Source organism: Nocardioides endophyticus (assembly GCF_039543845.1).
In the GTDB taxonomy this organism is placed as follows: Bacteria; Actinomycetota; Actinomycetes; order Propionibacteriales; family Nocardioidaceae; genus Nocardioides; species Nocardioides endophyticus.
In genome coordinates, this window is sequence record NZ_BAABKN010000015.1 from 54,120 (window position 1) to 70,445 (window position 16,326).

At 70.2% G+C, this 16,326-nt stretch carries 15 protein-coding genes; 11 read left to right on the forward strand and 4 right to left on the reverse strand.

Annotated features, from left to right (window positions below):
- Positions 1-131: 131 nt before the first annotated feature.
- Positions 132-6,221 carry a DUF5979 domain-containing protein gene (locus tag ABEA33_RS12740; protein ID WP_345527155.1) on the forward strand — a complete coding sequence of 2,030 codons (6,090 nt, stop codon included), beginning with the start codon at positions 132-134 and terminating at the stop codon, positions 6,219-6,221.
- Positions 6,222-6,527: 306 nt separating this feature from the next.
- On the opposite strand, the gene ABEA33_RS12745 is transcribed toward ABEA33_RS12740, so the two are convergent.
- Complete coding sequence (locus ABEA33_RS12745; RefSeq protein ID WP_345527156.1) at positions 6,528-7,004, reverse strand: GAP family protein; 477 nt, start codon at positions 7,002-7,004, stop codon at positions 6,528-6,530.
- A gap of 356 nt (positions 7,005-7,360) precedes the next feature.
- Between ABEA33_RS12745 and ABEA33_RS12750 the strand changes: the two genes are divergently transcribed.
- From ABEA33_RS12750 to ABEA33_RS12765, 4 genes are all read left to right on the forward strand, one after another.
- Entirely contained in the window at positions 7,361-7,564 is a 204-nt protein-coding gene (locus ABEA33_RS12750; protein ID WP_028644610.1) for a cold-shock protein, read from the forward strand.
- 260 nt (positions 7,565-7,824) lie between these two features.
- Positions 7,825-7,995 carry a hypothetical protein gene (locus tag ABEA33_RS12755; protein ID WP_345527157.1) on the forward strand — a complete coding sequence of 57 codons (171 nt, stop codon included), beginning with the start codon at positions 7,825-7,827 and terminating at the stop codon, positions 7,993-7,995.
- Between the two features lie 46 nt (positions 7,996-8,041).
- A complete protein-coding gene (locus ABEA33_RS12760; protein WP_345527158.1) occupies positions 8,042-8,350 on the forward strand; it encodes a metal-sensitive transcriptional regulator in 309 nt (102 codons plus the stop codon).
- On the forward strand, positions 8,347-8,559 hold the full coding sequence (locus ABEA33_RS12765) for a heavy-metal-associated domain-containing protein (protein WP_345527159.1): 213 nt from the start codon (positions 8,347-8,349) through the stop codon (positions 8,557-8,559). Before ABEA33_RS12760 ends, ABEA33_RS12765 begins: the two co-directional genes overlap by 4 nt.
- 19 nt (positions 8,560-8,578) lie before the next feature.
- On the opposite strand, the gene ABEA33_RS12770 is transcribed toward ABEA33_RS12765, so the two are convergent.
- Positions 8,579-9,601, reverse strand: a complete 1,023-nt coding sequence (locus tag ABEA33_RS12770; protein ID WP_345527160.1) for a hypothetical protein — start codon at positions 9,599-9,601, stop codon at positions 8,579-8,581.
- A 44-nt stretch (positions 9,602-9,645) separates the two neighbouring features.
- Here ABEA33_RS12770 and ABEA33_RS12775 point away from each other — a divergent pair, with 44 nt between their 5' ends.
- From ABEA33_RS12775 to ABEA33_RS12800, 6 genes are all read left to right on the forward strand, one after another.
- Positions 9,646-10,506 carry an NUDIX hydrolase gene (locus ABEA33_RS12775; protein ID WP_345527161.1) on the forward strand — a complete coding sequence of 287 codons (861 nt, stop codon included), beginning with the start codon at positions 9,646-9,648 and terminating at the stop codon, positions 10,504-10,506.
- Between the two features lie 169 nt (positions 10,507-10,675).
- A complete protein-coding gene (pstS, locus tag ABEA33_RS12780) occupies positions 10,676-11,794 on the forward strand; it encodes a phosphate ABC transporter substrate-binding protein PstS (protein ID WP_345527162.1) in 1,119 nt (372 codons plus the stop codon).
- Positions 11,795-11,880: 86 nt separating this feature from the next.
- Complete coding sequence (gene pstC, locus ABEA33_RS12785; RefSeq protein WP_345527163.1) at positions 11,881-12,825, forward strand: phosphate ABC transporter permease subunit PstC; 945 nt, start codon at positions 11,881-11,883, stop codon at positions 12,823-12,825.
- Between the two features lie 138 nt (positions 12,826-12,963).
- Positions 12,964-14,064 carry a phosphate ABC transporter permease PstA gene (gene pstA, locus ABEA33_RS12790; protein ID WP_345527164.1) on the forward strand — a complete coding sequence of 367 codons (1,101 nt, stop codon included), beginning with the start codon at positions 12,964-12,966 and terminating at the stop codon, positions 14,062-14,064.
- A 22-nt stretch (positions 14,065-14,086) separates the two neighbouring features.
- Positions 14,087-14,866 (forward strand): phosphate ABC transporter ATP-binding protein PstB, encoded by a 780-nt coding sequence (gene pstB, locus ABEA33_RS12795; RefSeq protein ID WP_345527165.1) that lies wholly within the window; start codon positions 14,087-14,089, stop codon positions 14,864-14,866.
- Positions 14,867-14,991: 125 nt separating this feature from the next.
- Positions 14,992-15,789: a response regulator transcription factor gene (locus tag ABEA33_RS12800; RefSeq protein WP_345527167.1), complete on the forward strand. Its 798-nt coding sequence runs from the start codon at positions 14,992-14,994 to the stop codon at positions 15,787-15,789.
- Here ABEA33_RS12800 and ABEA33_RS12805 read toward each other — a convergent pair.
- Both ABEA33_RS12805 and ABEA33_RS12810 read right to left on the reverse strand, forming a co-directional pair.
- Positions 15,714-15,893 (reverse strand): hypothetical protein, encoded by a 180-nt coding sequence (locus ABEA33_RS12805; RefSeq protein WP_345527168.1) that lies wholly within the window; start codon positions 15,891-15,893, stop codon positions 15,714-15,716. The two genes, ABEA33_RS12800 and ABEA33_RS12805, sit on opposite strands and share 76 nt — an antisense overlap.
- Positions 15,890-16,324 (reverse strand): hypothetical protein, encoded by a 435-nt coding sequence (locus ABEA33_RS12810; RefSeq protein WP_345527169.1) that lies wholly within the window; start codon positions 16,322-16,324, stop codon positions 15,890-15,892. The genes ABEA33_RS12805 and ABEA33_RS12810 overlap by 4 nt, the downstream gene beginning before the upstream one ends.
- Between the last annotated feature and the right edge of the window lie 2 nt (positions 16,325-16,326).

Sequence of the window (16,326 nt, forward strand, 5' to 3'; positions counted from 1 at the left end):
CGGCTTGGTCTAGACCTCTCGAACCCGATCTCGCGGAGGCCGTAAGCGAGCAGCCCTTCGGGCGTCCCTCACCTCGTGTTCGGGCTCATGCCCGATGCGAGGCACAGCGACAACAGATGTGGGGACAGACGATGAGCAACACCTGGCGGCGCGGGAGATTCGCGACCAGAGCACTCATGGCGGCGGCTTTGACGCTGGCGGCCATCACGGCGGGATCTCAGGGAGCGGCCGAAGCGGCGCCCGCGCAGTCTCAGGTGGGCATCACCAAGGAGAGCAGCCTGGACGGGTCGGCGGTGACCCCGGGCGCGCAGTTCACCTACACGCTGACCGCCCGTTGCTCCGGCCTGACGGCGGGCTGCGTCAACCAGACGGTGACCGACGTACTGCCTGCGGGGCTCGACGTGACGTCCCTGCCGTCGTCGACCGACACCAGGGTGATCGAGTACGACGCCGCGGCCCGCACGTTGACCGTCCGGTTCGTCGAGCCGCTCCAGGCGCCGGTCGGCGAGGTCGGCCTCAACGACGGCGCGACCCGGGTCTTCGAGATCGGGATGCGCCTGCCCGCGAACTCCTCGATGCCGAACGGCGCCGAGATCACCAACACCGCGACGACGGTCGCCGACAACGCACCGTCGGCGTCCGCCGACAACGTGCTGCCCGTATCCGTGCCGCGCGACGTCAAGCCGGTGGCCACCAAGTCGTGGACCGACGGCTCGGCGATCGCCGGCAGCAGTGAGCACACGACGGTGACGCTCGGCGTGCGCAACGCGTCGTCGAGCTCGGTGAGCGTGGGCGAGCTGCGCGTCACGGACGCGACCCCCGCGACGTACGAGCACTTCGACCTCACGGCCGTCGAGCTCGTCTCGTTCCCCGCCGGTGCCGACCGCGCGCGGCTGCTGGTCTGCACGGCGGCGGGTTCGGACTGTGCCGACGAGAGCGACTGGTCTGGGGGGCCGGTCGCCTCGTCGGCCGGTCCACTCGGTCTGCCCGGCGGCGTGCCGCCCGGCAACGTCACCGGAGTGCGGGTGGTCTTCATCGACAGCGCCGGCGACCCGCTGCCGTACGACGCCACCGGAGGCAAGGTCCGCCTCGACCTCCAGCTCCGTGACACCCTGCGGTCCGACGGCACCGACCTCACGCCGACCAGCAAGCTCACGCTCAGCAACTGCGCGGTCCCCGGCGCGATCGACGAGACGGACACGCTGACCAGCGGCGCGTCGGTGTGCGCGTCCTACGACGTGCTGCCGGACACCGTCCTGGTGACCGCCCAGAAGACCTTCGTCGCGGACACCAACGGCAACTTCACCCGCGACACCGGCGAGTACGCCGTGGTCGGCGAGCACGCCCCGGTCTCGGCCACGGTCGCGATCCGCAACAACTCGGCGTTCCCGCTGCGTCAGATCCGGATCACCGAGCCCGACGCGGGTGCACCGGCCTCGGAGTTCGAGAAGCTCGACACCACGAAGGTGCGGCTGCGCTTCCCGACCGGGGCGACGACCGCGCACCTCGTGGTGACGTACGCCGACGGCAGCGCCGACCTCGAGCAGGACCTCTCCGCCTCGGGGACGGTCGACGTCGCGCGAGCGGGCACTCGGGTCAGCGGCATCGAGGTCGTCTACACCGGCGTGGACGGCGACGGGAGCCCGTCGATCGCGATCGGCTCCACGTCGTACCTCGACCTGCACGGCACCCTCAATGACGACGTGACCGTCGACGACCTGCCGAACGGCTCGTCGCCCGGAGTCGGCAACTGCGCTGCCTACCGCGCGCAGGCGGACGTCTCCAACAGCACCGGCACCACGAGCGGCAACGCCTGCGCCACCCTCTCCGTCGAGCTGCACCGCGCCAGCGGCAGCGGCGTGAAGACGGTGGGCCAGAGCACGGTCCCGCCAGGCCAGCCGATCCCGTTCTCGCTGACGCTGACCAACAACGGCAACGTCGCCCTCGTCGACCCGGTGCTCAACGACCCGCCGGTCGACGCGGGCGGTGAGCCCCGGGCCGCAGACAACCCCTTCACGGTGCTGTCACTGGTCTCCGCGACCGTCCGCAAGGACTCCGGCACGCCGGATGTGGATGTCGAGGTCTTCGACCCGGATGCCGACTCCTGGGTGGCGTACGCCGCCTCCGACGCAGCGCTGCTGACCCGCGCCACGGGTGTCCGACTCCTCGTCGACGGCGAGCTGACGCCGACCAAGCGTGTCTTCCTCGACCTGGTGACGGTCCGTCGTGACGGGGTGCCCGACGGCGTGCAGCTGAGCAACTGCTTCACGGCCGGCGCCGTCGGCTGGACCGGCGACCCGGTCTGCTCGGCCGAGGTCGTCACCGCGCCGGCCTCGAGCGGGGCCGCGCTGAACAAGTCGATCGCGCCGGGTCAGCTCCCGGCGCCGATCGCGGGTGTCCCGCAGCAGACCGCGCAGCTCCGGCTGGCCGTCGCCAACACCGGCAACGTGAGCGCCAAGCGCCTTCAGGTCACCGACGAGGACACCGACTTCTTCGACGCGGTCGACTTCGGGAAGGTCCGCTCGGTCGCGTTCCCGGTGGGCGCGAACCGCATCCAGGTCGACGCCCTCACGTCCTCCGGCTGGGTGACCGGCACGCCGGTCGCGAGCGGTGCGAACTACCCGCTCCCGGGTGGCGTCACCGCTGCGGACGTCATCGGCGTGCGGCTGACCTTCACCAACTCGGACGGCGACTACTCGCTGCGCCCCTGCGAGGGCACGCCCACCCCGATGAACTGCACGGGCGTCGTCGTCCTCGACGTGCACCCGCGCAGCACGCTGCGCTCCGACGCCGACACGGCGCCGCCGATGGAGCTCGACAACACCGCGTCGGCAGGCTACGAGACCCGGCTGCAGACCGCCGGCACGCTCGCCACCGTCGACCCGGTCGACGCCACGCTCGACCTGGTCGACGGCGCCCCGCAGCTCGACGTCGAGAAGACGCCGAACACCGCCATCTCGCCCGGCGAGACCGCGCCGTTCCGGCTGAAGGTGACCAACTCCGGCACGGCCGACCTGCCGCACGTCCGCGTCACCGACCGCCTGCCGGCCGGCCTCACCTTCGACGAGGCCTTCCAGAGCGGCACCGGCTACCGCGTCGTCGACGCGCAGGTGCCCGCCGGCACCGACGACGTGCCCACGCCGACCTTCACCACCACGAGCAGCAGCGGCCGGATCTCCGAGCTGCACTGGTCCTTCGGCGACTGGGTGATGCGACCCGGCACGACGTTCACGATCGAGGTCCAGGTGCGGCTCGCTCCGGGGGTGACGGAGGGCCAGGTGAACACCAACCAGATGGGTGCCACCTCTCCCGCCGACGACCTGGCCTGCGCGGCCGGGACGGGCACGTCGACTGACGGCACGTTCGGCTCCGGCACCTGGTGCACGGACTCCGCGGCCGTCACGACCAAGGCCGGAGCGGCGTTCGAGGCCCGCAAGTGGGTCGCCGGCAACGACGAGCTCGGCTGGTGGGACAACCGCAACCTCGAGCCGGTCGCCGTCGGCGACCCGGCCTGCCCGTCACGGACCGAGGGTGGCCGGACCTACACGGCGTACCCCTGTGTCGCGTTGGTGAACCCGGGCGACCGCTACGACTACCTCCTTCGGATGGTCAACGCGGGCACGGAGCCGGCCACGGCGATGCGGATCATCGACCGGTTCCCGGTGCAGGGCGACAAGGGCGTGGTGCTCAGCGGCACCGACCGCGGTACCGAGTGGGACCACCGGCCGCGCCTCGCGACCGAGCCGGCGCTGGTCGGCAGCGGCACGCTGACCACGACGTACGCCGACAGTGAGGCGGGCGTGTGCACCGACGACCTGTCGATGACCGACGCGTGCGCCGCCGGCACCTGGGCGGCCGACTTCAGCGCCGCCGCCGTCGCCGCGCAGCTGCGCGTCGCGTGGCCGACGCCGCTCGCCCCGGGCGACGGCGTGAGCATCACGTTCTCGATGGACACGCCGCTCGAGGTTGCGCAGGTCTCCGACCCGACGATCGCCTGGAACTCCTTCGGACACGCCGAGACCACCCGGCGGGGCAACGGCAGCACCCGCGTGCTGCCCCCGACGGAGCCGATCCAGGTCGGTGTCGCGACGGCGTACGGCACCCTGCGCGTCGAGAAGCAGCTCCTGGACAACCCGGGTGACCTGCCGGTCGACGACCGTGAGTTCGACATCGACTACTCGTGCCACATCGAGCCGGTCGGCAACCCCGACCAGGTCGTCGCCACGGGCACCCTCACGCTGCGGCCGGGGGAGTCGGACCAGGTGACCGGGCTGCCCGGCGGTGCGATCTGCAAGGTGTGGGAGACCGACGCGTACGGCGGCGTCACCAACCACCCGGCCGACGACCCCGCGGTCGTCACGATCGACCCGCAGCTCGGCCCCGACCCGGCGCCCGCCGCGTCGGTGACCGTCACCAACAGCTACCCGCTCGCGGAGATCGAGCTCGTGAAGTCCGTCGAGGGTGACGCCGCGTCGTACGGCGCGGCCACGACGTACCCCGTCCAGGTGCTGTGCGCGATGGACGGAGAGACGGCTACCGGTTTCCCCGTGACCGTCGACCTGGTCGGTGACGACAGCGAGACGCTCGACGCTCCGGTCGGCTCGACCTGCACCGCGACCGAGCTCGACAGCGGTGGCGCGACCTCGTCGACCGTGACGCCGTCGGCGGGCTTGCTCGTCACGCCGGGTGCGACGACACCGCTGACTCTGACGGTGACCAACACCTTCGAGGAGGGGCACCTGCAGATCCGCAAGCTCGTCGCCGGGACCGGTGCCTCGCTGCCCGACGGGCCGTTCGAGTACGACGTGGCGTGCACGTTCGAGGGCACGGCGATCGCTCCCGTGACGGTGACGATCTCGCGGCCCGCGGGTGAGACCGAGCTGACCGCTGACGTGCCGCTCTCGCTGCCGGTCGGCGCCGAGTGCACGGTGACCGAGACCGACGACGGCGGCGCCGACGCCACCCCGGCGCCGGTGACCGTGACGATCGTCGAGAACGCCGACGACAACACCGTCGCCGCGACGTTCACCAACGAGTTCTCGGCGGGGACGGTCGCGCTCCGCAAGGCGCTCGACGGCGCCGCGGCCGGGGCGTCGTACGCCACCGGGGCGGTGTTCACCGTCGACGTCACCTGTGCGTTGGGCGCACCCACGAACGTCCTCTACTCCAGGCCGGTCGCGATCAAGGGTGGCGAGCGGATCGAGCTGGAGGACGCCCTGGGCGACCCGGTGCTGCTGCCCGTCGGAGCACGCTGCTGGGCCGTCGAGAGCAACACCGGCGGGGCGAGCAGCCACGTCGCGAACGCTCGCTCGTACGACGACGGTCTGACGGTGGTCGCCGGCCAGCCGAGCGACGTGCAGGCGCTGGAGCTGGAGGTCACCAACACCTTCGCCCGCACCAGTCTGGTCATCGACAAGGTCGTGACGGGTGACGCCGCCCGCTACGCCGAGGGTCGGGAGTACGACGTCGCCGTGACGTGCGTCCTGCCGCAGGGCGGTGTCGAGACGCCGATCATCACGGCCCAGCCGTACACCGTGACGGCAGACCAGTCGGTCACGGTGCCGGACCTGCCCGTCGGAGCGAAGTGCTGGGCGGTCGAGACCGACAATGGCGGCGCGACGGAGTCCATGGTCGACCACGGGGGTCCCGCCGCACCGTTGGTGCTCGACGGTCAGCCCGGCACCATCGTGGTCACCAACGAGTTCGACGCCGCCGACCTCACGGTCACGAAGAAGGTCGTGAACGGGCCGGCAGGCCCCTACTCCTTCGAGGTCTTGTGTGTCACCGACGAGGGCCCGGTCGAGCTGCGTCCCCAGGACGCGGCGTTCACGCTCCGCGACGGCAAGCACCGGACGATCGGTGTCCCGCTCGGTGCGACCTGCACGATCGAGGAGGTCGACGTCGCGGACCTGGTCGTCGTGAGCTTCCGCGAAGGTCGTCGAGGTGACGGGCGAGCCGACGGGAAGGTGGTGGTCGACCGCGACCGCGACGTGACCGTCGTGAACACGTTCGCTGCCGAGGTCGACTCGAACCTGCACGGCGACGACGGCGACGAGGGCGACGAGGGCGACGTCGGTGGCACCGAGGCCGGGACAGACGACGGCGACGGAGTGCTGCCGAACCTCGGCGGCCCGGCTATGGGCCTCCTCGGGATCGCCGCGCTGTTGCTCGCGGGCGGTGCAGTGCTCGTGTGGCGCAGTCGGCGGACAGGCAGGGCCTGAGGGTTGGAGTACGCCCGGTCCGGGTCGGCCGCTTCGGCCGCCCGGGCCGGGCGTCTGTCGCATTCCCGCTGCATGACGACAAGCGGCCGCTCCTGGGCCGCAAGCTGCACCACAGTCCGCGGAGGAGCTGCGCGTCGGGCTCGTCGTCGACGAGCCTGGCGGCCGCTGAGTCTTCTTCAAGGTTTCCGCAAGACCGGTACGAACCACTTGGGGCCGGTCGGATCGGTCATTAAAGTTGCGATCACAAGCCGCGCTGGTGACCCGAGACGCCAGCGCGGCTTGTTTCTATTTTTCCGGCTCGGTGGGTCAGAGCCCGCCGATGCCCTGGCCGAGCAGCACCACGCCGATCACGAGCAGCAGGACGCTCATCACGGCGACGTGGTTGGCCTGCAGCCAGTGCGCAGCTCGTCCAGCGGCTGACGCAGCCGCTCGTGCGCGACGAGGAAGCCGACGACGGGCACCGCCACCGGTGCTCGCGGCGATCAGGGTGAAGATCGCGATCGCGGCGACCACTTCGCTGGTCCCCAGCCCCGCGCTCCCGATCGCGGAGCCGGCCGCGATGCACATCAACAGGTTCTTGGGGTTGACGGCCGACAGCAGGAGCCCGAGCCCGAGCGCCTTGACGAAGGTGAACGAGTCGATCGCGGCCATCCACGTCGGGAGGGCGGCGACCTCGCCGGCCTTCGGACGCCTGCGCCACTGCCGTACGCCGAAGAGCAGGAGCAGCGCGCCGAGCACGATCTTGATCCAGGCCGCCGCGGCGGAGGAGGTCTCCGACGACACCGTTCATGGGCTCCCTCGCGTTCCCCGAGCCTCCTGCGGCTCACCCGGAGAGGGTGGTCCGCCGGAGTCTCGGCGAGGCCAGGGAGCGCTGCTCGTCACGTCGTCTTAGCACAACCTTCATCCGCGAACTGAGAAAACCGGGCCGAGAAGGTTCGATCCGGAGCGATGGTTGGTAACGTGTCTTCTGCAACAGGTGCAAGTTCCAGCAGGTATGACGCCGGCGGAGTTTGTGATCCAACGGCGTTTCTTCTTTCGTGGGCCTACCACTCATGCGAAGTCGGAGCGACGTGTCACCGCACCTGATGTGGGACCGTCGAAGTGACGGTCTCTCGCCCCGACAGAGGAGTAACGAGCACATGGCTCAGGGCACTGTTAAGTGGTTCAACGCAGAAAAGGGCTTCGGCTTCATCGCTCAGGACGGCGGCGGCGACGACGTCTTCGTTCACTACTCGGCGATTCAGACCCAGGGCTACAAGTCCCTGGACGAGAACCAGAAGGTCGAGTTCGAGGTCACCCAGGGTCCCAAGGGCCCGCAGGCGGAGAACGTCCGCGCGCTGTGATCTGACGGTCGTCCGAGCGGCGGCCTGAAGGGGCTCCACCCGCGAGGGTGGGGCCCCTTCATCCTTTGTGGCCCCCGGTTGCTCCCCGGCCAGTTCCCTTCGGAGCAGGCGAGCATGGCCCGGACGGGTCAGATTTCCGGTTGCCGCGTTTGTCGGCGTGACCGTCGGGCAGGCTGGCCGTTAGGGGAGGTCAGACGATGCCTGAGACCAGGGCGGCGCGTGCGGGCCCGACGCATACAGGCCGAACCCGGATGGGAGTGATGGACGTGCAGGACCAGTTCGACGTCTCCCTCGAGGACTCCGATCTGCTCGGCGAGGTCGAGCTGACGACCAACCTGATCATCGCTGCCAGTGAGTCCGACGAGCACCTCTCTGTCGACGAGATCGACAGGATCCTCGGCGTCGTGCCCTCGCCGCGGAGCGAGGCCTGAGCCGTCGCAACCGTGGCCGCATACCCCTGAGGGGTATGCTGGACACATGAGTGAGCACGTTGCCGGCGAGCACCAGCACGGCTACATCCAGCGCAAGGACGACTACCTCCGGCGACTGCGACGTATCGAGGGGCAGGCCCGGGGCCTCCAGCGGATGGTCGAGGAGGAGCAGTACTGCATCGACATCCTCACCCAGGTCGCGGCGATGACCAAGGCACTGCAGGCGGTCTCCCTCGGTCTCGTCGAGGAGCACCTCGCCCACTGCGTGGTGGACGCGGCCCGCGCCAGCGACGAAGCCGCGCAGGAGAAGATCAGCGAGGCCGTCGAGGCCATCGCCCGGCTGGTGAAGTCGTGACGGGGTCGACGACCGCGACCTGGCAGGTCGTCGGCATGACGTGCGGGCACTGCGTCTCGGCGGTGCGCGAGGAGCTCTCGGCCATCGAGGGCGTCCAGTCGGTCGACGTCGTGCTGGAGTCCGGCAGCGTCACCGTGGTCAGCTCAGGTCCGCTCGAGCCGCAGTCGGTCGCGGCGGCGGTCGAGGAGGCTGGCTACCAGCTGGCCTGATCGTCCTCGGGACGGACCGTCAGCACGTGGCGAACAGCACCGGCCCGGACGAGAGGTCGGAGAAGACGTACGACCCCTCCTTGGGACTGAGGTCCAGGGTCACCAGGTCGCCCTCGGCGGTGGCCGAGCTGACGGAGAACCGCTCGGCGAAGTTGCCGCCCTGTCCCGGTGCGGGCCCGATCGCCAGGGTGGAGCGGCTGTCGGCGTTGGTGCGGGCCTGCTCGTCGTCGGCGAAGGCCATCACGGTGCGTACGTCGCCGCCGGGCTGGACCGACATCGCGTACGCCGTCAGCGGGTCGACGGTGCCCGCCTCCTTGATCAGCCGGTCGGCGGTCTGCTGGTCGTCGTCGTCGGCCTGGCTCATCGCGAGGGCGCGGCACACCCGGTCGCCGTCGTACACCGCGGCGGTCAGCGGCTCCCCGGACGCGGCGACGACCGAGCGCATCGGCCCGGAGATCTCGTCGTCGCCGAGCCCGTCGACGACCTGCTGCAGATAGTCGTCGCGGTCGCTCGTGAGGACGAGTCCCGCGTCGGCGTCGAGGGCGACGTACTGCAGCTCGGGGGTGAGGTTGTCGCCGACCTCCGGGAGCAGGGTGTCGCCGCCCATCCACACGCCGTCGTCGTCCTTCGGGCGGGCGAACCCGAGGTCGTCCAGGTGGTCGGCCACGGCGCCGACGGCAGCACCGTCCGGGAGCTTGACGATGACGACGGCACCCTCGGCGGACTGGCTGAAGAGCTCCCATTCGGCGTTGGCGGGGGAGAAGCCGAACTCGCTCTCGAGCACTGGCGCGGACTCGACGAGGGCCGAGGCGGACGACAGATCGGCGTCGAAGGCTGCGTCCAGGTCGGAGCCGACCTGTTTGCGGACCGCCGACCAGTTGGTCCAGGAGAGGCGCTCCGCGTCGCTCGGTGCGTACGCCGCCGCCTGCTCGAATGTGGTCTCGTCCCGGCCCTGCCACCAGTGGACGCCGACGACGACGGCCGCCGCGAGGAGAGCCAGCCCCAACACCGCCACGACCATGATCGTCACGCGTTTGGGCACAGGTGGGTCTCCTCTTCGGGCCGGGGTGGTGTGAGACTAACTGCATGGCCACGAAGGACGTGCTCGCCGCCGGCGCCGTCGTGTTCCGCCCCGGGAAGCGCGTCCTGCTGGTGCACCGCCCGCGCTACGACGACTGGTCCTTCCCCAAGGGCAAGCTCGACCCGGGGGAGCACGTCACCTCGGCCGCCGTACGCGAGGTGTCGGAGGAGACCGGCCTGCACATCCGCCTGGGCGTGCCGCTGTCGTCGCAGCGCTACCCGGTGACCGGCGGCCGGACCAAGCAGGTCTCCTACTGGGTCGGGCGGGTGGTCGGCAGCGACGACGTGTCGCACTACCGGCCGAACGCCGAGATCGACGCGGTGGAGTGGGTGCCGTACGACGCGGCGATGGACCGGCTCTCCTATGACTACGACCGCGCGACGCTGAAGGAGGCCCGACCGCAGCGCCGCAGGACGCACGCGGTCGTCGTGCTCCGGCACGGCCACGCGCGCTCCCGGAAGGGGTGGCGCCAGGACGACCGGCTGCGACCGCTCGTGCAGCTCGGCCGCACCCAGGCTCAGCAGCTGGTGCCGGTGCTCGCGGCGTACGACGTCACCAGGGTCGTGAGCTCCGGCAGCATGCGCTGCCTGGAGACGGTCACGCCGTACGCCGACACGACAGGTTGGAGCCTCGAGATCGCCGACGGGGTCAGTGAGGAGGGAGCGAGTCCCTCGGCAGTGGCCGAGGTGGTCGATGGCCTGGTCGCCGGCGACGAGGCTGCGGTCCTGTGCACCCACCGCCCGGTGCTGCCGTCCGTGCTCGACGCTCTCGGTCTCGAGGACACCAAGCTGGAGCCCGGGTCGATGCTCGTGGTGCACCTGCGTCAGGGCACGGTGACCGCTACCGAACTCCACCGGACCGGGTGAGTCAACGGGTTCCTGGGCTTGTTCACGTGATTGCCGTCTCGTGAGCGGCTGCCGGACTCCATCTGGGCGATTCGAGTTCACCGCTCGTTCACCAACGACCCCGGAACCGTCCACTTCGACTCCCTAACTTCGCTGTTGTCAGAGACAGAGAAGACAGAGGAGTCTTGAAGTGATCCGCACTTCCATCCGCCGGGCAGTCGTGCCGGGCATCGCCGTTCTCGCGCTCGCCCTCACGGGCTGCGGCGCGGGGAACAGCAGCGACACCGACAGCGCCAGCGACGGCAGCAGCAGCGGTGCCGCCAGCCTCAGCGGCTCGCTCGCCGGCGGCGGTGCCTCCTCGCAGGAGTCCGCGCAGACCGCCTGGCGCGCCGGCTTCCAGACCGCCAACTCCGGCGTGACCATCACCTACGACGCCGTCGGGTCCGGCACCGGACGCGAGAACTTCATCAACAAGGCGACCTCGTTCGCCGGCTCCGACTCCTACCTGAGCGACGACGAGGGGCAGCTGACCGCCGCCAAGGAGCGGTGCGGCGGCACCGACGCCATCGAGGTCCCGGCGTACGTCAGCGCGATCGCGATCGTGTTCAACGTGCCGGGTGTCGACTCGCTCAACCTCGACGCCAAGACCGTCGCGTCGATCTTCGACGGCAAGATCACCACCTGGAACGACCCGGCCATCGCCGCCCTCAACGACGGCGTCGAGCTGCCCGACTCGAAGATCTCGCCGGTGCACCGCTCCGACGACTCCGGCACGACGGACAACTTCACCGACTACCTGAGCAAGGCCGGCGGCGGCGCCTGGCCGCACGACGCCGACGGCGTGTGGCCGATCAAGGGCGGCGAGGCTGCTGAGGGCACCTCCGGCATGGTCGCCGCGGTCAAGGGCGGCGAGGGCACCATCGGCTACGCCGACGAGAGCCAGGCCGGTGGCCTGGGCCTCGTCTCGGTCCAGGTCGGCGAGGAGTTCGTCGCCCCGTCCGCCGAAGGTGCCGCCAAGGCGCTCGCCGTCTCCAAGCCGGTCGAGGGTCGCGCGGACGTCGACATGGCGATGGAGATCGACCGGACCACGACCGAGTCCGGCGCCTACCCGGTGCTGCTCGCGTCGTACCTGATCGCCTGCCAGACCTACGACGACGCCAACGAGGCCGCGCTGGTGAAGGGCTTCCTGTCCTACATCGTCTCGGACGAGGGCCAGCAGGTTGCCGCCGAGCAGGCCGGCGCCGCTCCGCTCGACGCGACGCTCGCCTCCCAGGCAGCCGACATCGTCGGAGCCATCTCCGCCAAGTAACGACGTCGGACGTACGGCGGCCCGCGACCTGGGTCGCCGTACGGCCGCAAGAACAGCTAGAGCAACGAACTCCCGACAGGAGCCCCGTGTCCGTCACCGCACCGTCCCCGCCGAGGGCCGACAAGCCGGTCGTGCGTCCCGGCGACCGGATCTTCGCAGGCACCGCCAGGCTCGCCGCCCTGACGATCATGCTGGCCCTGGCCGGGGTCTTCGTGTTCCTGGCGATCGAGGGCTTCCCGGGACTGAGCGCTCCCGAGAACATCTACGCCCCCGCCACCGACTTCTGGTCGTACGTCGGCCCGCTGGTCTTCGGCACGATCCTGGCCGCCGTCGTGGCGCTGGTGATCGCGGTGCCGTTCTCGATCGGCGTCGCGCTCTTCATCTCCCACTACGCGCCCGCTCGCATCGCCTCCCCGATCGCCTACGTGATCGACCTGCTCGCGGCGGTGCCCAGCGTGGTCTACGGCCTGTGGGGCGGCCTGGCGCTCGCGCCGGCCCTGCGACCGGCCATCGACTGGCTCTACGACCACCTCAGCTTCATCCCGCTCTTCGCCGGCCCGCCGTCGGTCACCGGCCGGACCATGCTCACGGCCGGCATCGTGCTGGCGATCATGGTCGTGCCTATCACCACCGCGATCTCGCGTGAGGTCTTCGCCCAGACCCCGCGCCTGCACGAGGAGGCCGCGATGGCCCTCGGCGCCACCCGCTGGGAGATGATCCGGCTCGCGGTCTTCCCGTACGCCCGCTCGGGCGTGATCTCCGCGGTGATGCTCGGCCTCGGTCGCGCGCTCGGCGAGACCATGGCGGTCGCGATGGTCCTCTCGGCGACGCCGGTGGTGACGCTCAACCTGATCTCCGACACCAACCCCGCGACCATCGCCTCCAACATCGCCTCCAACTACAAAGAGGCCTCGCCGGACAAGCAGGCGGTCCTGATCGCCACCGGCTTGGTGCTGTTCGCGGTCACCTTCGCGGTGAACTTCGCGGCCCGGTGGGTCATCGGTCGCGGCGAGAGGAAGCTGACTCGATGAACCACCCCACGAAGTCGCTCGCTCCCTCCGCTTCGCTCCCTCCGCTCACGACTCCGAGGGGACCCCGATGAACCACCCCACGAAGTCGCTCGCTCCCTCCGCTTCGCTCCCTCCGCTCACGACTCCGAGGGGACCCCGATGAGCACCACGACTCCGCTGGAGCCGGACTCCTTCGCGATCACGGCCAACCTGGCCCAGCCACGGCTGCCCAAGTGGGCGCTGGTCCTGGTCGCCGTGCTGTCGCTCGGCATCGCCGGGCTGCTCACACTGCTGCTCGGCTGGAGCCCGTTCGCCGGCCTGGTCCTGGCGATCGCGCTGGCCGCCGTCGGCCTGCCGCTCTGGGCACTGCTTCTCGAGGGCAAGCGGTCGGCCGCCGACCGGCTCGCCACCTCGCTGGTCTGGGCGGCCTTCGGCGTGGTGCTCGTGCCGCTCGTCTGGCTGATCTGGCTGGTCGTCAAGAACGGCATCGGCGTCATCAACGGCGAGTTCCTGACCTACGACATGCGCAACGTCGTGGGCGCGGGCGGCGGCATCTACCACGCCCTGTGGGGCACCATCCTGGTCACCCTGGCCGCGGCGATCATCTCGATCCCGATCGGTCTCTTCACCGCGATCTACCTGGTGGAGTACGGCCGCGGCAGCCGTCTCGCCCGGGTCACGACGTTCCTGGTCGACGTGATGACCGGCATCCCGTCGATCGTGGCCGGCCTCTTCGCGCTGTCGCTCTTCGTGCTGATCTTCGGTCCGGCGATCCGGATCGGCTTCGGCGGCGCGGTCGCGCTGTCGCTGCTGATGATCCCCACGGTGGTCCGCTCGGCCGAGGAGATGCTGCGGCTGGTGCCGAGCGACCTGCGCGAGGCGTCGTACGCGCTCGGCATCCCGAAGTGGCGCACGATCGTCAAGGTGGTGCTCCCGACCGCGCTCGGCGGCATCATCACCGGCGTCGTGCTCGCGATCTCGCGGGTGATCGGCGAGACGGCTCCGCTGCTGGTCGTCGCGGGCGCGACCGACTCGGTCAACTTCAACCTCTTCGAGGGCCGGATGATGACGCTCCCGGTCTACATCTTCAGCCAGTACAGCTCGCCCGGCGTGGTGCCGATCGGCATGGAGGGTGACCCGCCCGGATATGCCCGCGCGTGGGGTGCCGCCCTCGTGCTCATCGCTATCGTGATGGTGCTCAACCTCGTGGCTCGCATCATCGGCGCCTACTTCGCCCCCAAGACCGAACGGCGCCGCTGAGCGCCTGTGTGAGAGAGAAACCATGGCCAAGAGCATCGACGTCTCCGACCTCAACATCTACTACGGCGACTTCCTCGCCGTCGAAGGTGTCAACATGACGATCCGCGCCAAGGCGGTGACCGCGTTCATCGGTCCCTCCGGGTGTGGCAAGTCGACCTTCCTGCGCACCCTCAACCGGATGCACGAGGTGATCCCCGGCGCCCGCGTCGAGGGCAAGGTGATGGTGTCGGGCCAGTCGCTCTACGACCCGGCGATCGACCCGGTCGCCGTACGCCGCCAGATCGGCATGGTCTTCCAGCGGCCGAACCCGTTCCCGACGATGTCGATCTACGACAACGTCCTCGCCGGGTCGAAGCTGAACTCGAAGAAGATGAAGAAGTCCGAGGCCGACGCGATCGTCGAGAAGTCGCTGAAGAGCGCCAACCTCTGGAACGAGGTCAAGGACCGGCTCGACAAGCCCGGCATGGGCCTCTCCGGTGGTCAGCAGCAGCGCCTCTGCATCGCCCGCGCGATCGCGGTGTCGCCGGAGGTGCTGCTCATGGACGAGCCGTGCTCGGCCCTGGACCCGATCTCGACCGCGGCGATCGAGGACCTCATCCACGAGCTGAAGTCCGAGTACACGATCGTCATCGTGACCCACAACATGCAGCAGGCGGCGCGGGTCTCCGACGACACCGGCTTCTTCAACCTCAAGGCCACGGGTGAGCCCGGGCACCTGGTGGAGTTCAACCCGACCAACAAGATGTTCACCAACCCGGACGAGGAGTCCACCGAGGCGTACATCTCCGGCCGGTTCGGTTGACGGGGACGCGCCAGCGGACCCGTTGATGGTGGTCAAGCAAGCGGCGCGGCTGAGGAACGAAGTCGCGACCCGCGTGTCGAGACCGGATCGCTCAGATCCCGGCTGATCGTGCCGATACAGCGATCATGCCTCGTCGTGCAGTCGTGATCGAGGACGACGCGGACATCGCGTCGCTCCTCGAGCTCGCGCTGTCCTCGCAAGGCTTCGAGGTGGCGATCGCGACCGACGGCCAGGAGGGAGTCGCGCTGGTCACCGCGCTGAAGCCCGACCTGGTCACGCTGGACGTCGGGCTGCCCGGGATCGACGGCCTCGAGGTGTGCCGACGGATCCGGCCGATCACCGACGCGTACGTCGTCATGGTGACCTCGCAGGCAGAGGAGATCGACCGCCTGATCGGTCTCGAGACCGGCGCCGACGACTACCTCGCCAAGCCGATCAGCGTGCGCGAGCTCAAGGCACGGGTCAACGCGATGTTCCGCCGGCCGCGCCACTTCTTCGAGGTGCCCGACGCGGCGTACGACGTGGCGCCGGTCGCGGCGATCGCCGAGGCTGCGGGCGCCGCGGAGCACGAGGTGCTGCGCCACGGTGACCTGCTCGTCGATGTCGACGCCCACCGAGCGTGGCGCGCGGGCGAGGAGGTCGTCCTGACCCCGACCGAGTTCGACCTGCTCACCACGCTGATGCGCTCGCCGACCCGGGTGTGGCCGCGGGCGCTGCTGATGCAGGAGGTCTGGGGCCAGAGCTGGGGTGAGACCCACCACGTCGAGGTCCACATGGGCAACCTGCGACGCAAGCTGGGAGACCGGCGCGGCGAGGTGCGGTTCGTGGAGACCGTGCGTGGCGTGGGCTACCGCTTGCGCGCGGCCAGCTCGAGCACCGAGCCCGAGCCCAGCCGGGCTCCGATCGGCTCGTCGACCAGCTGACCGGTCGTGAACCGGGTGCCCGGCCCGCCGAGCTCCACATCGTCTGCGGCGGCCACGAGTCGGCGCGGCCGCAGCGGCAGGAACTTCGAGTCGTCGGTGATCATGGGCGTGGCTCCGATGTGATGAGGGTGAGGCGCGGACGCGCGTCCGGTGCCGGCGCGCGGTGGCGGAGTGGGTCCTGCCGCCAGATCAGGCTCAGCCCGAGCAGGACGACGCCGCCGAGGGCGACCCAGACGGCGCCGTACCGCACGACGGTCGCGCGGACCGCCTGGACGACGTGGCCGACCTTCGGCACGACGTACGCCGTCTCCCAGACCTTGCCGCCCGGCACCATGCCCTTGGCGTCCACGTGGATGCCCTGGTCGTCGTCGTTCATCAGCACGCTGACCTTGGCACTCCCGATGCTCACGTCGGCGGACGTCGTGCCCGTGTAGGCGCCGTACGTGCCGATGCCGGCGACGGCTGCCGCGCTGGCGACGAGGGCGACCGTCGCGAAGATCTTGACGGCGTTGCGGCGTGCAGTGGTGGCGCGCATTG